The following is a 16,744-nucleotide window of genomic DNA, read 5'->3' on the forward strand; positions in this document are numbered from 1 at the left end:
GGCGTGCCCACCGCATGCGACAGCACGTCAGAAGACTCGGCGGGCGAAGCGGAGATCAGCTATGCCCAGAATGAGACCCCGAGGGGCCCACCCTGGCGAGTTGGACTATTCGGCCTCGTCGACGGTGCCGTCGAGCCGCGACGCTTCGTTCCAGGTTTCCTCGGATGCCCATTCGGAGGGAACGAGGCCGTGGTCGTCCCAGTCGACAAGGGAGTCGATGAACCAGTCCTCGCCGATGGTGGCGTGCTCGATGAGGATGATTTGGAACTTCGGGGCGAGGTCCAGGCAGAAGTCAAACAGTTGCCGCACCATTCGCCGGACGACGTCGTTGTCTCGGTCGCTCGACCCGGATTGCTGTGTCTGCGAGGGCTGGTCCAGCATCAAGAGCGCCGGCACCGGGCGGCCATGCGTGACAAACCAGTGATGCAGTGCAAGGTGGGCGGCCACGTGGTAGCCGACCCAGTTCTCACCACTTCCGATGCGAGCGAGCGGGCGAGGCCCGCTGGGTGTGTCGGCGACGACAGTGAGGTGCTTCGGGTCGAGCCAGACTCGGTCCGAGTGTTCCACTTCCAGCGTCTGCGCGAAGTTGGTCAACGTCTCATTGACGGAGTCGAGGATCGCGATCATCCGAGCGTCGGCATCTTCGTCGAGGGAGCGCTTGAGCATCTCGACTCGTTCGGCAGCCCGTTCGGCGGCGATTCTCGTCGTGTCCGGGTCGCTCTCATTCACCTCGGCGAAGTTCGCGAGGGTTGCGTCGATGCGACCGCGAATGAATTCTCGGCTGGCGGGAGTGCCACGTTCGCCTGGCGTGCCTGCGGCGGACTCGAGGGCTGCGAGGGCGTCATCCGCGGCGACGAGTTCGCTTCGGATCCGGCTAGTTTCCTCCGTCAACCGCGCCAGCGCCTTCTGCCGGGCTGGGCGAGCGGCCGCCAGCAGTTCGATTTCGCCCTCGAGACGGGTAAGTCTCGCGTTGAGGTGGTCCGCGGTGGGGTCCTCGCCCTGCAGAAGCTGCGTGCACACGGGGCACCGTGCAGCCTCGCCGGGCTCACCGGTCAGGCCGATGCTGTGCAGGCGCCCGGCGTGCTGGCGAATCGCGGAGCCGTACCCGGACGCTCCTGCCGCCGACTCGAGAAGCAGGTCCCGGTCGTCGAGGACCCGTCCGAGTTCCTGACGCAAGGTTGAGCGCCGTGCTCTGAGCGCTCGTGTTCGGTCCTGAGCTTCGGCGACTGTCTCCGCGTTCGCGAACGTTTCTGTGTCTCGATGGCGGACTGTCTCGAGGATGCCGCGCAGCACCACGACGTTAGTGGACTCTTCCGCGTCGGTGAGGCCGACCGCGTGTGCTTGCCTTAGCAGTGACTGCAGCTGCTCTCGCGCGTTCTCGACGGTTATGGCGGCGCGATCCGCTGCGAGGCGGGCGGCGCGAAGGTCTCGCTCTGCGGAGGCGAGTTCCGCGCGTTTCAAAGCCTGGTCGCCATCGATGGCACCCAGGAAGAAGGGGAGGGCGTTGCGAATGGTACGTGCGACACCGTCATCCGATTGTCGGTGGAAGAGGGTGTCCGACCGGGCTATCTCGTCCTGCCGTTGGAAGAGGAAGAACGCCGCGGCGCCGAGGGTGACGGCGAATGGGCCTTGCAAATCCCCGTTATCGAGTCGCGCGTCCCGTAACCCGATTCGTTCTCCGACTTCCACTCGCATGGAAACGGAGTCGGTGTTCGGGTGCAGCTCGGCGTGCGTTGGAAGGTCCAGGGTGTCGCCGCCGAAGCGGATCATGGACTGGCTGGTGCCTTTGTGGTCGTCGGGGACCCTCGGGCGGCCTAGGAACACACGTGCTCCGTCGTCGAGTTGCCAGAGAGTGCCGAACCAGGCGACGGTCAGGTCGATGATGCCCGCCGGTATCGATGGTTCGTCGCGTCCCAGGCAGAAGTCGACGATGTCCAGGAGGGCGGTCTTCCCGGTGCGTGACGGTCCGGCGACGATGTTCAGCTGGCCGGGGCGGAAGAGAACTTCGTGGACACGACCGTCAGTGTGAAAGAGAGCGACCTTCAGGAGTTGCACGGTGCTTATGGTGTCACGCCGAGAACCGCGAAGACGGTCGGCACGCTTCCGACATGGGCGAACCACCGCCCAAGGAATCCGGCCGTGGCCATGATGGACCGCAGCTCGTCGCTGTTCGACTTCGGGATGGAATCCCGGATGGTCCCGCGAAGTCGACCATCAGTGAGTTCCAGGGAGCCGCTGTTCAACCCCCACCGAAGGCCTTCCCTCACGTAGGGCGCGAGGCTCGCGGCCCGCCGGCCGATGCCCGCGTGGATGACCGGGTTCTCTTGAACCCACCGCGGAAGATTCGATGTGATCCGGACTGGAACGACATCCCGCGTTCCCCCGTGCAATGCCATCGGTGCGACAAGGAAGCTGAGTTCCCACGGCATCAGTTCACCGCTGTGCTTAGCGTGCCGGTACGCCGCGGCGGCGATGAGTGCGGCGATGAGCGCCGGGTTCAGCATGGCGGCGGCTGCGTGGGAGCGGTTCTCCCAGTGCGGGAGGCCATCCAATGTGCGCGGCGGGGCGTCTGTCATTCGCGACCCACTGTCACCGACTCCAGGAGAGCGTTGAAGTCCTGGTGCCAACCGTGGTGACCCTCGTCGGCGATCTCCATCTGCACACCGTGCCCGTAGAAGGTATCCGCGTAGTCGGATCGGATCTTCATGGAGGCCAAGGTGCGCAGGGCGTGGAACAGTTCACGTCCCTTTGCTTTCTTCGTCTCCTCGGTTGCGTCCCGGGGCAATTCGTCGCACATGGCGTGGAACCGCCACTCCCATTCGGTAGCGAGGGAGTTCTTGAACGAGTCGAACTCCCGCATCTCGATGAGGTCTCGGTCCAACCAGTCCGTGGTCTGCTCGACCTGCCGGTAAAAGTTGATGATCGACATCTCGACGAGCCTGTTGTTCAAACCGATGAGGTCCATCTGTCGAACGAACAGTCGGTCGCCGTGGTCGGCGACGATGCCGGACCAGGCGTCCTGATCGACCTCGTCGACCGTTGTGTAGAGAGCATCGCCACCGAATCGCCTGCTGAGGCGGTCGATTTCCGTGGCGAGCTGCATGGCGTTGATGGATCCGCGGGATCCTCGCAGCATGTCGAGGGCAACCGCGTGCCACCAACCGAGAAGCGCCTGCTCGAGGTCCTTCTTGCGCGCTGCGTCTCGAGGCGGGATGAGGAACAGTTCGCGGCGGATCTCGGCGAGTACGTCGCCGGTGGATTCGTCGAGGACTTCGACTCGCTCGAGGAGATCGTGGCGGGTCGAGTCTGTTAGTGCCAGCCAGGCGTCGCGTGAGGCTTTGGTTTCCGCGTTGTTGGATGATTGCGCGGCATGATTCAGGAGCTTGAGGGCCCGTGTCGAGTCCCGGTCGCTATCAGGTCGTAGAAACGAAGCGGCTGATCCTTGCGGCGCCAGCGACGTCGTGACTAACGCCAGTCTTGGGCCATGCGCCGCGAGGAACCTCGCGTCATCCATCCACACCTGGACCGTGCGCCACCAATCGTCCGACTTGTCCGTCAAGGGCTTCGTGCCAGGCTTGTGCGATTTGAGTTGCAGCAGTTCGGTCGGAGTGCCCTCGTCGTCCCAGGACACGTCGTCCCATTTCTCCAGGAGAATGCCCTGGTCGGGGCGGTCTTTGCCGAATCGGAGGAGTTCCAGCAAACCCCACGCGACCTGGTGAAGATACCCGACCGCACTCGCCGATGCGTCATGACTGTTGCTCAAAGCAGCCCCCTAATCTCCTCGAGTCCAGACGATACCGGGTAACACCGTCGCCGATACCTATGCGGCAGACGGGCGGCCCGACGTGGGGAGAGTCACTTGTCGGCGAATGGCAGGACGGCGTCGAGAGCTTCTGCCGACCGCAGGCCCGCAAGCTTCAACAATGGTTTCAGCCGCGTCCCAGAGTTGAGGTGCCCGACGAGCCACGTCGCCCGCATGCGGCGCGTCGTCAACGGAATCTGCGGGCCGGTTCGCGCGACGAAGTCGGTGATGAGGTTTGCGTTCGACCCGCGCTGTCCGGTCCGAAACGCCCAGCCCGTACCACCCGTCACGGCGCACCGGGTGATGAGGAGGTCGAGCCAGACCCCGTTGACGGGTATCTCGCGCTCCGTCCCGCCGACGACTCTGACGGTCCCATCGGCCAGCGACACGTCTTCGAGGCGTTGTCGGATGATCTCCGCCCCGGTGAGGCCGGCACCGAACCCCAGGGCGAGGAGCGCACCGGTGGAGCTTGTGAGATCGTCGTTACGCATCGACCGTGACCAAGACCGCAGCAGTGCCAGTTCGCGGTCATCGTAGGGTTTAGATGCCTCCGACTTCGCGAAGGTACGGATGAGGTCGGAGGTGCTGCCGCCTCGAATCGCTTCGGCTACTCGTCGGACGCGGGCTCGCATCGTGCTCTTCCCGCCCGGCGTGTAGTCCTTCAAATACACCTGAACGAATCGTTCGAGAGTCCGCGGCGAGAGGACGTCGGTGTCGTTCAAGGGGATGTGGTTGATGAATGCGTAGTGGACAAGCCTTGAGACCACCGGGTTGAGTTGGTCGCGGCTGTACACGACGAGGGGTTCCGCCCGGGCTACGAGATCGTGCACGTACGGGGCGATGGCCTCCCAGTCGCGTTGCGGCAGCTTGGGCTGGTATGGCTTTGGTTCGTTTCCCATGTCGTCACGGCCGTCCTAGCCTTGGCCGGGGGCTGTTGGCCCGTACGCTAAGCGCATGGGACGGCCGAGCAGAATGACGCCTGCTGAGCTTGCGGCGCCCCCGTGGCCGGAATCACCGTCAACTGACGCATTGGGTGAGACCGCCCGCCAGTTTGTCCTCAACGTGAGAAAGGTCATGGACGGTCGAAGTATTCGCGCCGTCGCCCTGACATGCGGGGTTGGCAACGTCACCCTCGCCAACCTTCTCGCCGGCCGCGCATGGCCGGATCTCGCCACCATCGCCCGGCTCGAAAGCGGCCTCGATGCGGACCTGTGGCCTGGACGGAGAGCTGACTGAGACTCCAGCACATTGTGCTCATAAAAATGAGCATAGGGGTGCGGGATGGCGGCGTCCAGTCAGGCCGTGCGCCGGTCTGCGGCCACCCTGTAGAGCCGGCTGTCGTTCAGGCCTGAGTCTTCCCACCTCAGGGACGTGAATCCAGAGTCGAGAGGGCGCATTCGCTCGAAAACCGCCTAGGTATCACCTCAATTCAGGCGTGAATGTGGCCTATGCGGCGAAGTGCAGTCGCGCAGATACGCGCGCTACCGGCCGCGGCTTCCTTAGTGTCCAGCAGGGTTCGGAAGTCTTGGGTCTCTCCTTCGCCGGGTTCGTGCGGCGGGAATCGTGGCGGCCCGGAAGGTTCTCGAACTTGGTCGAGACACCTTCCGGGACGCGTTCGTTGTTGTTTAGTTGGCGGAAGTAGGGGTGAGGCAGACGCCGAGTCCGGAATGGAAGACGGCGTTGGCGGCGGTGGTGCCGTAGGCGAGGAGGACGGACCCGCCTCGAGGTCCGCCCTGGGCCCGCATACCGGTGCGACTGTCGATGTACTTGACGGTTTCGCGGATGAAGCAGGCGATGGTTGCGTCCTGGATGGCGTTCTGGACCCACCTGTTGTTGGTGCCCGTGCGGAGGAGGGCGATGCCGTCGCCGTGGTCGCGGAGCTTGTGCCCCCAGAGGCCGAGGTCGGCATCGGGCTGGTTCATCCACACGGTTCCGTGCCACGCAGCGTAGATGCTGTCTTCGAGGGTGGTGATGTGCTCGGTGGCGTTGACGTGGGACTTGTCGGCGCCGGGGGAGCACACGTCCATCGAGAACTTCCTGATGCCGTACTCGCCGGTGGTGAGGTTGAGGAGGAGGTTTGACGGCGCGCACCATCGGGCGATGGCGGCGACGGCGGTCTCGCTGGTGGACCCGGTCTCCATGGTGGAGGCCGGCGTGGAAATGGGGGTTGATGAGTTAATCACCCCCTTCCTGTGCCTCGGGCCGCAGATCGGCTGTGGGTCGTCGATTTCTGGAGCGTGTGGCCGCCAATTCAGTGGGTAACCGCAGCGCGTATGTCGTGGAAGTGTCCGTCTTCCGCTGCGCCTGCTGCGGCGCGCTACGGTCGGCGTCATCCGTGGGATCCAGGTTGAGGTGCACCCCCTGTTGGTCGGAAGCCTTCCGTTCGGAAACGTCGCGCTTCGGACCGCACTGATGCTGGCTCGTACCGGTCCCACTACCGTGGATTTTCTTTGTCTCAACGTGTACATGCGGCGAAAACGGAGACGTCCCGGAAGATTCTCGAAATTGTGTCGAAGAATCTTCCGGGACGTGGTGGGTGGTGGTCAGCTGGCGAGGATGGGGGTGACGCAGATGCCGAGTTCGGAGTGCAGGACGGCGTCGGCGGCGGCCTTGCCGTAGGCGAGGAGGACGGACCCGGCGCCGGGGCTACCCGCGGGTTTGCCGGTGGAACCCTTGATGAAGCTGATGCGGCCGTTGATGAAGCAGGCGACGGTTGCCTGCTTCAGGGCGGCCTGGAACCACTTGGTGTCGGGGCGGGCGAACACGAGCGCGATGCCGTCGCCGTGGTCGGCGAGCTTGCGCATCCAAGGGGCGATGTCGCTATAAGGCGGGTTCATCCACACGGTGCCGGCCCACGGGGTGGTGAGACCGTCTTCGACGATGGTCAGGTGCACGTCGGCCGGGACGTGGGTTTTCTCGGCGCCGGGCGAGCAGACGTCCATCGCGAAGCGCTCGATGGCCAGCGCTTCGAAGATGTGGCGCGGCGTGTACCACTCGTCGGTGGCGCCCTTGGCGGTCTCGTGGGTGAAGCCGGCTTTCTTGGCGGAGACCGGCGTGGACTGAGTGGGGTTGGGTGAATGTGTCACCTCCTCCCTGTGCTGGATCAGATATGCCAGCCGCGGATTTGGCCGTCGCGGAGGGCAGCTCGCCGGACTGACCACGCGTCTGACGAACGGTTGCGATCAGGGTCGACTTGCGATCTTGACGCCTTTCGCGGCAGGTACAGCTATGGAGGGATAGAGGTATATATATCTGTCCTCTATCTATCTCTCTCTTCTCTACATAAGAGAGATAGAAAAGTAAGTAAGTAAGTCAGGCCTCCGAAATGGCTCTGCAGCCCTGATTATTCGGGGTTTCCGACGACTTGTGCCGGACTTGAAAGCGGCCAGCGGAATGGGTCGATTTCGGGGATTTTCGGCGAATCGTCACGTTCGAGAGGGACACCGACGCACTTGCCCGATCAGAGTCAGCGCCTGTCCATTCGTCGATTCACGGTTTCTCCACGCGCGCGGCATAGAACGCGCCGGAAAACCTTCGCTACCGCGCTCGCTTGTCGAGTACCGGGCCGGCACAGTATCCAGGTCAAGCGCTTCCTCGCGCGCTAATACGAGCGTGCTGGGCGCGTGGCCCAAGCCGGGGGATCCGAAATATCCGATGGGAACTCGTGCGCACCTGGTCGTCCTCAAGCGTCGAGCCGGGCTAGCGTTCGCCACGGCACCGCCGCCGCCACCGCCTACGCGAAGCTCGGTGCGCCGGAGAATATCTTGCCGAAACTGCCCAAACAAATGCGCAACGCGGGCATCGGCCAAGTCGCACCTGGTGCAGCATGGGGCGGCCGCGGGCGTACTCGACGTAAGGGTCTGCTGCGGCCCCTGTCAGGCGGCCGTCAAAAGTCCTTGGCTGGCTTGTCGCCGGGAAATGGAATCCAGCGTCCACCATTGGCAGAGCGGCCCGTTGTTCTCTTGCAGTCGCAACTGTCGCATCCGCTCGACGAGTGATTCCTGTAGAAGTCGTGCGGACACTCGCACGACGGACTAGGCGAATGGAGGGTTTCCGCGCGGGCGAGTACTTGCTTCGTAACTTTCACCACGGCATCGCTGTCGGCGAGGTCTCGAGCCCAGAGCTGCACTCCGACCTCGTGAACCAACTTCGCCAGGGCGTCGAGCACCTCGGCTTCATCGGCTCTTGTCGCCCACCCGTAGTGAGCACCGGTCTGACCAGTGGTCTGCAGAGCAGCCGTGGCCTTTTTCATCGAGTCGATGATCGTCGTCCGTGCGTCGCGTTCCATGTCCCCAGAAGTCACCCGTCCACGCTAGGGGAGGTGCGGCGAGAACTAGGACCATCGGGTCACCCCAGAACGGGGCCCGCACCTGGTCGAGTTCCCCTGGCATAGACGCGTCGTCAGCGTCCGCTGGCCGTCATCAACCACATTGGAGACCCCGTGCCCACCATCTTCTTCGCCCCGTCCGGTCGGCACAGAACCCTGTTCGGTGACCTGTCCGTCGAGGAACTCACCACGGAAAGCGGATCCGGAGAAACCCCGAAGCAGAAGTTCGTCCTCGAACTCGCCTCGCACCTGACAGAAGACGGGCTGGCGCGACTCGACGATGCACCTCCCGGGTGGCGGTGGACCGTCACGGTCCCCGAGAACGCTGAAGTTCCCGCGCCGTGGTGGCGCGAGAAGTACGGAAACCTGCACCCCGAGGAACTCCGGAACGCGAAGGCGATCCGGAACGCAGACTGGCCGGACACCTTCACGGCCCAGGTCGCCGATCTCGGTGACGCTCTCGAACGCGACGGCTACCGGACCCTCAACCAGGCGCCGGCCAGCTGGGTCTGGGTTGCCGGCGGCAGGGAATGAACGCGGGACACACCCTCCTTCACCGAGGCCACGCTTCAGGTTCCGGCTCGTTCTCGGCGATCACCGCCGCGATAGCTCGTTCATGCTGGCAAGCCCAGGCCACGGCCGAGTTGAAGGTCTGGAACGCCTTCAACCAGAGCCGCTTCCCGTACTCGTTGCGGCAGTGCGCGTACACGTCGTAGACGAATGTCCCGCGCTCGGGCCGTTTCAGGACGTAACCGATAGGTGTCGGTGTTCGCCGGATGAGCCAAACGCCTTGCCCGCCGGGAACCGGCGGGATGGCGAACGGGTGAGAATCCGGGCGCCGGCGAAAGATCGCATCAACGCTCTCACCGCTGCCTCGAACTCCCATGGCCGGGACGATACGGGCCACCTCTGACGGGGAGCGTCTCGGCATGGGCCCACCCGCGTGGAATGGCCAGGCGTCTTCGATCTTCCAATCCCTAGGCACTTAGTGAGCGGAGTCCTGACGTTCTTGACGAAGGTTCCTAGGTACGGCATTCCGTCACCGGCGATCTCGGTCAGCGCGCAGCCTGAGATGACATCAGCGGGGCATATCGGCCGCGTAAGTTCGGAATTCAGTCGGCGCGGTGTGGAGGCCCCAGATGGTGTCGGCGAGGGCCTCCGGTTCGTGGCTGGGGTCGCCGCCTCCGATGCCGAGGGGGATGATCAGCTGGGCGACGTTGATGTTCTCCGGTTCGAGGGCGTCGTGCAGGAGCTGCGCGTAGGCGCTTTCGCCGGCGAATGCCACGGAGGTTCCCGTGACCTTTGGGCCAGGGCGGACGGCGCTGCCGCCGTTGACGAAGATGATGCTGCCGCCGCCTTGTGAACGCATGCCCGGGATGACCTGGTGCGCCGCGGCGACTGGACCGTAAATCGAGAACTCGACCGGACCGACCAGGTCGGCCGCAGTGGTCTCCAGGACGGGTCGCATGAACGCCTTTGCGGGCAGGGGGCTGTACTGCAGGACGGTGATCTCCCCGAGTCGATCCGCAGCGGTGGTGAGGCTGCGGACGAGGGAGTCCTGGTCTCGGACGTTTGTGGGGAAGCCGGCGGCGGTGATGTTTTCGCCTGCGAGAGTCGTCACCAGATCGTCCAGGCGCTGCGGGTTTCGAGCAAGGAGCGCGACGCTGAATCCTTCGCGGCCGAAACGTCGAGCGACGGCGAGTCCGAGCCCGGGTCCTGCTCCGATGATGGCGATGGTGCTCATGTGTGGCTGCCTTTCCTAGAAGTGACGGCGTTGTGCCTCGACGTGGGGTCCTCGAGCCGAGGATGAATGCCCTTGCATCTAGCGTGCGCGTCAGCGCAAGGGCCTTCACAGGAAGACCGCAACGGGCCCGAACTGACGCGTACCGGCTTCTCCGATAGAGCTCACCAAATGGCCCGTAGATGCCCGGAATAAACGCGCGGCAGTTGTCGTGAGTTCGAACGGTTTACACGTGATTCGTCAGAGGTTCGTCTGCGCCTCGAGGAAGTCAGGGTAGCGGCCGCCCTCGATAGTGACGGAGTCCGACAGCTCCGTCAGGCGCGCAATGTCAGCGTCGTCGAGGTCAACATTGGCGGCTGCGACGTTCTCTTCGACGCGGTGCAACTTCGTCGTTCCGGGAATGGGGACGATCCATGGTTCCTGGGCCAGGAGCCACGCGAGGGCGATCTGGCCGGGCGTGACGCCTTTGTCCTTCGCGATCTCCTTGACGCCGTCGACGAGTCGGAGGTTGTTAGTGAGTGCGTCGCCTTGGAACCGCGGGATGCTCGCGCGAAGATCGTTCCCGTCTTCGAATGCCGTGCCGGCGCTGATGGTTCCCGTGAGGAAGCCCTTGCCGAGGGGGCTGTAGGGGACGAATCCGATTCCGAGTTCCTGGCAGGCGCTCAGGACGCCTTCTTCGGGTCGGCGCCACCAGAGCGAGTACTCGCTTTGAATCGCGGTGACGGGCTGGACGGCGTGGGCACGGCGTATGGTCCGTTCGGCGGCTTCGGACATTCCGTAGTTCAGGGAAGGAACGCCAGGGAAGTTAGCGGAGTCGGTGCCGGGCACGCCACGCAATTGCGACTGGGGGCTAAATGCTCCCAGAGGGAGGGGGACTGCGGCGGCGTTTGAGCCCCAGAATGTCCTCGTTCTTCTTTCTCGGGCTAGGGGACGGCGCTGCAGCAGCCGGTGTGTGATTGTGGCGAGTTAGCGCCTGGTGGAGTCGGCCCGGGTCAGAGTGTCGCGGAGGCTCGCCCGTGCAGCGGAGTAGCGGCTACGGGCCGTCGAGGCGGGGATGTCGAGGATGATGGCGGCCTCGACGAGAGAGAATCCATCCCAGTGCACGAGAGCGACGAGGTCCCTCTGTGTTTCGGGGAGACGTTGGACGAGGTCGCGGAGGTCCGATGCGTCGCCCTCGTCGTCGGCACGGTAGGCGCTCTGCGCCGCTCGGAGCTCCAACCGGAGAAGTTCAGTGTTCGCGTCGGCACGTTGCCGGCCGCGATGATGGTTGGCGAGTGTTCTCCTGGCTACGCCGAAGAGCCACATTCGGGTTTCTTCGTTCGAGTCGGGAAGGTCGTCGATGCGCCGCCAGGCGGTCAGCATCGTGTCGCTGACGAGGTCGGCGGCGTCCTCGAGGATGTCCACGCGGCGGGCGAAGTATGCCAAGAGGTCTCGGGAGGTACGTTCCACCGCGGTCCGCAGGCGTTCGTCGCGGCGGCGGGCCCGCGAGTCCGCGAACGGGGCGACGTTCATTCGCCGTCCGTCCGGTGGCAGGCGATGTCTTCCCCGACGCCGTAGCCCGTGAGCCCGCGCTTCTGCATGCCTTGGTCCAGCAAATGGATGGCGTAGTTCGCCACCGCTTCGGCACGGTAGTAGGCCACACCGTTCGAGGTATCTGTGTTGTCGAGGTAAGCCTGGCTCTTGGTGTACTTCACGGCCGTGTCGACGTTGATGCTGCGGAGGTCGACGGTGGAGAAGATCTGGTGGGCGATCTTCTCCTTCCACGCGGGAGTGTCCGTGATGTGGAGGTTGATGAAACAGGCCGACGTGGAAGTCACTTGGACGGTGGCGCGCGCGTCGGGCACGACGCCGGGCGAGTAGTAGAACGGATTCCAGTTCGGCAACGCCGCCGCTGCCGCGGTTGCCGTGGACGCGGCGACGACGGCGACGACCGACGCCGCGATGATCGCATTCCTGCGCCGCGTCCGCGGCCTGCTCACGGCGGCTTCTGCTGCGACACTAACCGCGTCGAGTTCACGGTCGATGCCGTCACCCGCGACGGTGACCCGTGGCGCGCTCCTTGCCAGCAGTTCGTCGAGTTCGCCGTCCATCACGCTTTCCCCATTGGATTCCCTCATACCCAGTACATGTCCGGCAACCGAGGGAACGTCCAACCAGTGTGCGACTCGAACCACCAGCCTGGAACCGAGCTCCGTCAGTCGCCGGTATTCGCTTTGTCCCAGTCAGGTGCGCGGACAGCGCCATAGGCGACGGCGATGCTTGAGTATCGATAGGAGCGTTTCGGCGCTGCCTCTCATTGGAGTCGTTCGATTCTGATGACCATGCTGGTCCAGCGTCTGGTGGGTATGCCGTCGCCGCGGATGTCGAGGATCATGACCATGTCGGCACCGATGGCAACTCGGCTCATGCCGAGCAGGGATCGTTCTTCGCCATCCTTGCGGAGGTTTTTCTCGTCGTCGTCGTCGTCCGGGTTGGGGGTGCGGCGGGCTGTCATCTTGTCGAAGTCGATGACGTATGCGGATCCGTTCATGGTCGTGACCAGGTAGACGCCCTCGGTCTGGTCGATGTTGAGCATGATGGGGTCGGGGCTGTCTGTCATTCGTGAAACCAGTTCTTTCCGTTGCTGTCGGCGCCGTACCGGCCGGGGAGGCAATCCGCCGGGGGTCCCGATTGGGAGCGGTGGATGGCGGCGGTTTCGAGTTCGGCGCTTCCCGCTTCTCCGCGGATGAACCGCCACCTGAGCTGCTGCCACTCGTTATCCCCTTCGAGACAGCTGAGCCCGTAGCGGGCAGTCACCCGGCTGACTTCCCGGTCTCGGTCTGCTGCTTCTCCGGTGGTGAAGGTGAGGAGGGTGTGCATGATGCTTTCCGCTTCTCTGCGGTACTCGTCGAAGTCGTCTCGGTACGTGCCGCCTCGGGGCGGTGCCGCCTCGAACCGGGCAGACGCGGCGGTGGGTTCGATGGCGATGGGAACGACGGTGTGGGTGTCATCGTGGAGCAGCATGGTGCCGCTGATGCGCGGCGGAATCAGGCGCACGTCGATGATCGATGCGTAAATCGTCACTGGGGTTCACCTGCCTGCCCGGTGGGGCCAGCAGGCGGTGCTCGGCGTTCGTTTCGGAGCTTCTCGGCTCGCCGGTTGAAGTCGTCCCGTGCCCGTTTCCATGCGGCTACATCGTCGAGAGGCACGGCGGCGTGCTCGGCCTTCACGGCGTGGAGCGCGTGGAGCATCGGATGTTCGGGGCCGTGATCTCCGGGGAGCCGGAGGATGTACTCGTGCATGAGTCGCCGGGATGCGTCATACAGGAGGTCGAGGAGGGTGTCGGCGCCGTAGTCGGTCGGGTGCTGGATATGCGGAAACTGGTCTTCGTCGTTGGTCGCCATCATTCGAGTCCTCGAGGTCGTTCACCGGTGAGCTCCCCGACAAGCCCTAGCGCGTCCTCCAGGAACGGTTCCGAGTTCGGAAGAAGGTTCTCCCCATCGGTGTGGCGGTGCATCGGTTCCCCGAGCATCCCGGGCCGGTTGAGGACTAACCGCCCAACTTGCATCGCCATCAGCGGTTGCTCTCGTCGTCATCCACGTATTCGACGTCGCCGTCGAACCCGGACGCATGAAGGATCTGCCGGAGACTGTCCTCGGTGACGACCATCTGCCCGATGGACGTGTGAATGGCGACCAGGCGGCCGATACGACCCCGTGCGTCACGGAGGGCATCGTCGACGCCATCGACCAGGTCTGTTGAGCGGGGCTCGGTCGCGTGCAGGGGGACGAACGCGAGTTCGTGCTCGTTGTCATCCCAACCGACACCGACTCGAAGCCGTTCACCGGTTGCGGCATGTTCGTAGGCGAGGGAGCCGAACGGATGTCCGTGCTGGAAGGTCAGGTCCGACCCGGTGCGCGTCCACCCGTCAAGGTCGGTGACGGGCCAGGCGGTGACGGCGATGGCGCCTTCGCCGAGGCGAAGCCCGGTGATGAGCGTCTCCCCATCCGTCGTCTCCATGTCGGCCTCACCGGCAACGTTTGATCCATCGGCTGTCGCTGCTTCCTCAGCGGCCTCGGGGATGCCGAGGAATGTGTAGCCGATGCGCTGCAGGCCGAGGCCGGCCGCGTCGAGGATCCCGTCTTCCATCTGCGTGGAAAGAACCTGGGTGCCGATGAGCGCGTTGAGCGACATCAACGCCGACACGCGCGCCTTCGCGTCCGCCTCCGCCAGTGCGGCAGCCACCTTTTCAGGGTTTCGACCGGCGACAGCTTTCTGGTCATGGAGGTACTTGCATTCGATGGACTCGAGGTTTGTGTTCCACCGGACACCGATGCGGATGTTCTTCCCGGTCGTGAAGTGCCGGTACCAGAGGTACCCGTAGGGTCGACCGCCCGGCATTTGGAGGTCGGCGCCCAAGAGCTCATGGGCTGTGGACTTGTGGGAGGCGTTCCATCGCGGCACCCGCGCCCAGCCGGGGGAGAACGGAACTGGAATCAACTTCTGGTTCCGCGAGACCACCGTGTACATGCTTCTGGTGCCGTCCGAGTCCTTCGATGTCACAGCAGAGCCTCAGAAAAGGCCGATTTGCTGGCGTCATCAATGAAGACCCGGTCGTAGCGGGGCGGATCCTCATCGATGGAGAGCGCCGGCCACAAAGGGCTGCCATCCGTGACGGGTGCAACCCGGCCGCCACGGAGGGTGAGATGGTGAAAGGAGGTCACCTCGTCCCCTGGTCTTCCGGCTTGGTCGCGGGCGTCGATGACAAAGGTCATGTCAGTGCTCTCGCCGAAGCCTCGAGGTAAATCGAGGATGCGTTGCGGGGAGGCGGTCTTGTCACGTTCATGCATGTGCCGCTCCGCTGTCGTTGGCTGAGTCCTGTGGCCCCATGAGCGAGCCCTGTCGACCGCGGATGCGCTCCACGCCTGACTTCTCGGGGCTGGAGCAGGAGTCATCATGGTGGCTATAGTAATAGCCACATGGACGCGAGCCAAGCACAGATTCGGATCACCGTTTTCGGTGGTCTCGTTGCGCGCGCCGACTGGCTTGCCGTGGTTGCGGTGCCAGCCGGAGTGAGCGTGGACATTGTCGACTTCGGCTACAGGGTGACCGTCATCGTGACTAGAGAGGCGGAGGTGGCGACGGTCGTGGCAGATCTGGTGACAGGTGATGCGGCCTTGTCAACGGTGGAGACGGCAGATTCACCCGTCGTGATGCTTGCCCGTCGGATTCTTGCCGCGCGCATGGCGATGGGCGTCGCGGACCCGGGGCCGCCGGCCGGCGAACCCGCAACGGAACTGCGGGCACTCATCGAAGCGACTGGGGCCGTGTGGATCAGCACGGATCCTGATGACGAGGACAGCGGGATGTCTGAGGAGGGTTAGTTGTCTCGGACGGAATGAGACGTGTAGAGGTCCGCGTTCAGTGCTAGTTCGAGCCTGCCGATGGTTGCAAGGTCGGGCCACGCTCGTCCGGCCAGCACGTTGAGGACGGTCATGTGATTTAGGCCCGCCTCGGCGGCGACCGAGCGGACGCTGCGATCACCGATTTCGTCCCGTAGCCGAAGGACGAATTGTCTGGCGATCTCGGTTAGGCGGTCCTCCGAAGGCACGTCGGGCCACGGGTCGGGCGCACCGTCAACGGGGAGGGCGCGCTCGGTCCTGGGCATGTTCCCAGGGTAGAGGACATGGGATCAGCGGAGCCGGGAGAGTCTGATGTCGCTGTGTCACCGCGATGGCCGACGGGCGTGGCGGACTTTGGCGATTCCACCGTCCAGATGCTCGGCTTCAGGCTCGGTCGGTCTTTCGTCTTCGCGTTCCAGAGAAGAATTGCAGGCACGTGATCAGCGCGAGCGCTGCTGCGGGAACGCCGAGGAGATCCTTCCACGGAATCTGAGTGAGGACGGTGGGGGAGAACACGGTGGCCGCAACCCCGAGAACGGCAATGGTGAAAAGGGACAGGCTGACGCGGAGGGCCGTCTCGTGTGCTGGGCGTTCTGGAGGGAGGAGGTCACGCTTCTCGTCCGATGTCGGGTACGGCGCGAGGACGATGCGGCATGCGTCCTCCGTCCAGGAGGCGAACCAGGCGGAGGGAGAAGTCTCGCCTGCGCTGAGGAGCCGGCGTGCACGGGATTCGAGCAGCGGCTCGAACAGTCGCTCCCAGGTGAGTGCGGCTGCTCGGTCGGATTCGGCGACGGCTGTTCGGGCGAATCGGTTGCGGAGGACATGCTCGATTTGACGGGCACCGCGGAGAGCCAGCTCTTCAACGACCTCTGGCGGGCGTCGCTTCGCAACGGCTTGAGCGAGTATGTCTCGCTGGACGGTGATGGACAGGTAGAGGCGCCATTCGAATGGTGCACGGAGGTCCCACGTGCGCTGTTTGAGCGCAAGCGCGACCAGCAGGGTTGCGAAGTCGAGGAGGAGGAAAAACGCCGGCACCAGCCACAGCGATGCATCTGTCCCGAGGAGACTCCCGGCCGTGGCGAGCAGAAGCAGGCCAGTGAGGAGAAGGAGCCATCCAGCGAGCACGGGGAGCGCGAATGCGGCATCGAGGCCGGAATCGACAGTCCTCGTTGCGTGACGGACACGAGCGTCGAGTTGCCGAAACGCACCTGTGCGCCCTCGAGCCTCGGGTAGCGATTTTCCGAACGCGAAGGGAACGAGTCGAGGAAGCCGCGCGAGAGTCCGCTCGACACGAGTGGGGATGGCGCGCACGGAGTCGAATGTCCCGACGTTGCTGGCTACGGCAAGCGTCACCGCCCATACCCCCAGACCCCAGCTCTGCACGTACAACAGGTCGATGAATAGGTCGCCCATGCCTACCCCCTTCTCCGGCATCGCCCCGGTGGGGCAGCGTCACCCTACCGGGCACCGGAGACACCCGCTGGCTGCCCGTG

21 protein-coding genes are annotated in these 16,744 nt (G+C 64.3%); 2 read left to right on the plus strand and 19 right to left on the minus strand.

All coding sequences use genetic code 11. The features are described from left to right. Positions 1-105 precede the first annotated feature (105 nt). The 7 genes from C8E83_RS17045 to C8E83_RS19295 form a co-directional block, all read right to left on the minus strand. Complete coding sequence (locus C8E83_RS17045; RefSeq protein WP_121371282.1) at positions 106-2,055, minus strand: DUF3732 domain-containing protein; 1,950 nt, start codon at positions 2,053-2,055, stop codon at positions 106-108. 5 nt (positions 2,056-2,060) lie between these two features. After that, the gene (locus C8E83_RS17050) at positions 2,061-2,576 is read right to left on the minus strand and encodes a three component ABC system middle component (protein ID WP_121371283.1); all 516 of its coding nucleotides are present in this window, start codon (positions 2,574-2,576) and stop codon (positions 2,061-2,063) included. After that, positions 2,573-3,763 (minus strand): ABC-three component system protein, encoded by a 1,191-nt coding sequence (locus tag C8E83_RS19290; protein WP_245981786.1) that lies wholly within the window; start codon positions 3,761-3,763, stop codon positions 2,573-2,575. The genes C8E83_RS17050 and C8E83_RS19290 overlap by 4 nt, the downstream gene beginning before the upstream one ends. A 92-nt stretch (positions 3,764-3,855) precedes the next feature. Further along, complete coding sequence (locus C8E83_RS17065) at positions 3,856-4,701, minus strand: tyrosine-type recombinase/integrase (RefSeq protein ID WP_121371286.1); 846 nt, start codon at positions 4,699-4,701, stop codon at positions 3,856-3,858. 726 nt (positions 4,702-5,427) lie between these two features. After that, the gene (locus C8E83_RS19660; RefSeq protein WP_170159983.1) at positions 5,428-5,943 is read right to left on the minus strand and encodes a DNA N-6-adenine-methyltransferase; all 516 of its coding nucleotides are present in this window, start codon (positions 5,941-5,943) and stop codon (positions 5,428-5,430) included. Between the two features lie 402 nt (positions 5,944-6,345). After that, positions 6,346-6,888 (minus strand): DNA N-6-adenine-methyltransferase, encoded by a 543-nt coding sequence (locus tag C8E83_RS17080; protein WP_170159984.1) that lies wholly within the window; start codon positions 6,886-6,888, stop codon positions 6,346-6,348. A gap of 800 nt (positions 6,889-7,688) precedes the next feature. Next, complete coding sequence (locus C8E83_RS19295; RefSeq protein WP_147430219.1) at positions 7,689-8,090, minus strand: hypothetical protein; 402 nt, start codon at positions 8,088-8,090, stop codon at positions 7,689-7,691. A 153-nt stretch (positions 8,091-8,243) separates the two neighbouring features. Between C8E83_RS19295 and C8E83_RS17085 the strand changes: the two genes are divergently transcribed. Then, the gene (locus C8E83_RS17085) at positions 8,244-8,663 is read left to right on the plus strand and encodes a hypothetical protein (protein WP_121371289.1); all 420 of its coding nucleotides are present in this window, start codon (positions 8,244-8,246) and stop codon (positions 8,661-8,663) included. 19 nt (positions 8,664-8,682) lie between these two features. On the opposite strand, the gene C8E83_RS19300 is transcribed toward C8E83_RS17085, so the two are convergent. From C8E83_RS19300 to C8E83_RS17130, 10 genes are all read right to left on the minus strand, one after another. After that, complete coding sequence (locus tag C8E83_RS19300; protein WP_147430220.1) at positions 8,683-9,015, minus strand: hypothetical protein; 333 nt, start codon at positions 9,013-9,015, stop codon at positions 8,683-8,685. 192 nt (positions 9,016-9,207) lie between these two features. After that, a complete protein-coding gene (locus C8E83_RS17090; RefSeq protein ID WP_121371290.1) occupies positions 9,208-9,873 on the minus strand; it encodes an SDR family NAD(P)-dependent oxidoreductase in 666 nt (221 codons plus the stop codon). 237 nt (positions 9,874-10,110) lie between these two features. Beyond that, complete coding sequence (locus tag C8E83_RS17095) at positions 10,111-10,698, minus strand: aldo/keto reductase (protein WP_245981789.1); 588 nt, start codon at positions 10,696-10,698, stop codon at positions 10,111-10,113. A gap of 138 nt (positions 10,699-10,836) precedes the next feature. Next, complete coding sequence (locus tag C8E83_RS17100) at positions 10,837-11,382, minus strand: RNA polymerase sigma factor (protein ID WP_121371292.1); 546 nt, start codon at positions 11,380-11,382, stop codon at positions 10,837-10,839. Beyond that, positions 11,379-11,960 (minus strand): hypothetical protein, encoded by a 582-nt coding sequence (locus tag C8E83_RS17105; RefSeq protein WP_121371293.1) that lies wholly within the window; start codon positions 11,958-11,960, stop codon positions 11,379-11,381. The genes C8E83_RS17100 and C8E83_RS17105 overlap by 4 nt, the downstream gene beginning before the upstream one ends. A 203-nt stretch (positions 11,961-12,163) precedes the next feature. Continuing rightward, complete coding sequence (locus C8E83_RS17110; RefSeq protein ID WP_121371294.1) at positions 12,164-12,469, minus strand: hypothetical protein; 306 nt, start codon at positions 12,467-12,469, stop codon at positions 12,164-12,166. Beyond that, entirely contained in the window at positions 12,466-12,933 is a 468-nt protein-coding gene (locus C8E83_RS17115) for a hypothetical protein (protein WP_121371295.1), read from the minus strand. The genes C8E83_RS17110 and C8E83_RS17115 overlap by 4 nt, the downstream gene beginning before the upstream one ends. After that, entirely contained in the window at positions 12,930-13,253 is a 324-nt protein-coding gene (locus C8E83_RS17120) for a hypothetical protein (protein WP_147430221.1), read from the minus strand. The genes C8E83_RS17115 and C8E83_RS17120 overlap by 4 nt, the downstream gene beginning before the upstream one ends. A gap of 169 nt (positions 13,254-13,422) precedes the next feature. Continuing rightward, the gene (locus C8E83_RS17125; protein ID WP_147430222.1) at positions 13,423-14,412 is read right to left on the minus strand and encodes a hypothetical protein; all 990 of its coding nucleotides are present in this window, start codon (positions 14,410-14,412) and stop codon (positions 13,423-13,425) included. Further along, positions 14,409-14,699: a hypothetical protein gene (locus C8E83_RS17130; RefSeq protein ID WP_121371298.1), complete on the minus strand. Its 291-nt coding sequence runs from the start codon at positions 14,697-14,699 to the stop codon at positions 14,409-14,411. Before C8E83_RS17130 ends, C8E83_RS17125 begins: the two co-directional genes overlap by 4 nt. A gap of 129 nt (positions 14,700-14,828) precedes the next feature. On the opposite strand from C8E83_RS17130, the gene C8E83_RS17135 reads away from it, so the two are divergent. Beyond that, positions 14,829-15,233 carry a hypothetical protein gene (locus C8E83_RS17135; RefSeq protein ID WP_121371299.1) on the plus strand — a complete coding sequence of 135 codons (405 nt, stop codon included), beginning with the start codon at positions 14,829-14,831 and terminating at the stop codon, positions 15,231-15,233. Here the strand turns inward: C8E83_RS17135 and C8E83_RS17140 are convergent. Together C8E83_RS17140 and C8E83_RS19305 are read right to left on the minus strand one after the other, a co-directional pair. After that, positions 15,230-15,517 carry a helix-turn-helix domain-containing protein gene (locus C8E83_RS17140; protein WP_121371300.1) on the minus strand — a complete coding sequence of 96 codons (288 nt, stop codon included), beginning with the start codon at positions 15,515-15,517 and terminating at the stop codon, positions 15,230-15,232. The two genes, C8E83_RS17135 and C8E83_RS17140, sit on opposite strands and share 4 nt — an antisense overlap. A 118-nt stretch (positions 15,518-15,635) precedes the next feature. Further along, the gene (locus tag C8E83_RS19305; RefSeq protein WP_147430223.1) at positions 15,636-16,664 is read right to left on the minus strand and encodes a hypothetical protein; all 1,029 of its coding nucleotides are present in this window, start codon (positions 16,662-16,664) and stop codon (positions 15,636-15,638) included. Positions 16,665-16,744: the final 80 nt, after the last annotated feature.

It is taken from the genome of Frondihabitans australicus (assembly GCF_003634555.1).
Taxonomy (GTDB): Bacteria; Actinomycetota; Actinomycetes; order Actinomycetales; family Microbacteriaceae; genus Frondihabitans; species Frondihabitans australicus.

Coding starts and splice junctions, on each gene's coding strand:
- C8E83_RS17050 (WP_121371283.1), bottom strand. CDS start 2,576: ATGACAGACGCCCCGCCGCGCACATTGGATGGCCTCCCGCACTGGGAG.
- C8E83_RS17065 (WP_121371286.1), bottom strand. CDS start 4,701: ATGGGAAACGAACCAAAGCCATACCAGCCCAAGCTGCCGCAACGCGAC.
- C8E83_RS19660 (WP_170159983.1), bottom strand. CDS start 5,943: ATGGAGACCGGGTCCACCAGCGAGACCGCCGTCGCCGCCATCGCCCGA.
- C8E83_RS19295 (WP_147430219.1), bottom strand. CDS start 8,090: ATGGAACGCGACGCACGGACGACGATCATCGACTCGATGAAAAAGGCC.
- C8E83_RS19300 (WP_147430220.1), bottom strand. CDS start 9,015: ATGGGAGTTCGAGGCAGCGGTGAGAGCGTTGATGCGATCTTTCGCCGG.
- C8E83_RS17090 (WP_121371290.1), bottom strand. CDS start 9,873: ATGAGCACCATCGCCATCATCGGAGCAGGACCCGGGCTCGGACTCGCC.
- C8E83_RS17100 (WP_121371292.1), bottom strand. CDS start 11,382: ATGAACGTCGCCCCGTTCGCGGACTCGCGGGCCCGCCGCCGCGACGAA.
- C8E83_RS17105 (WP_121371293.1), bottom strand. CDS start 11,960: ATGGACGGCGAACTCGACGAACTGCTGGCAAGGAGCGCGCCACGGGTC.
- C8E83_RS17110 (WP_121371294.1), bottom strand. CDS start 12,469: ATGACAGACAGCCCCGACCCCATCATGCTCAACATCGACCAGACCGAG.
- C8E83_RS17120 (WP_147430221.1), bottom strand. CDS start 13,253: ATGGCGACCAACGACGAAGACCAGTTTCCGCATATCCAGCACCCGACC.
- C8E83_RS17130 (WP_121371298.1), bottom strand. CDS start 14,699: ATGCATGAACGTGACAAGACCGCCTCCCCGCAACGCATCCTCGATTTA.
- C8E83_RS17135 (WP_121371299.1), top strand. CDS start 14,829: ATGGACGCGAGCCAAGCACAGATTCGGATCACCGTTTTCGGTGGTCTC.
- C8E83_RS17140 (WP_121371300.1), bottom strand. CDS start 15,517: ATGCCCAGGACCGAGCGCGCCCTCCCCGTTGACGGTGCGCCCGACCCG.
- C8E83_RS19305 (WP_147430223.1), bottom strand. CDS start 16,664: ATGGGCGACCTATTCATCGACCTGTTGTACGTGCAGAGCTGGGGTCTG.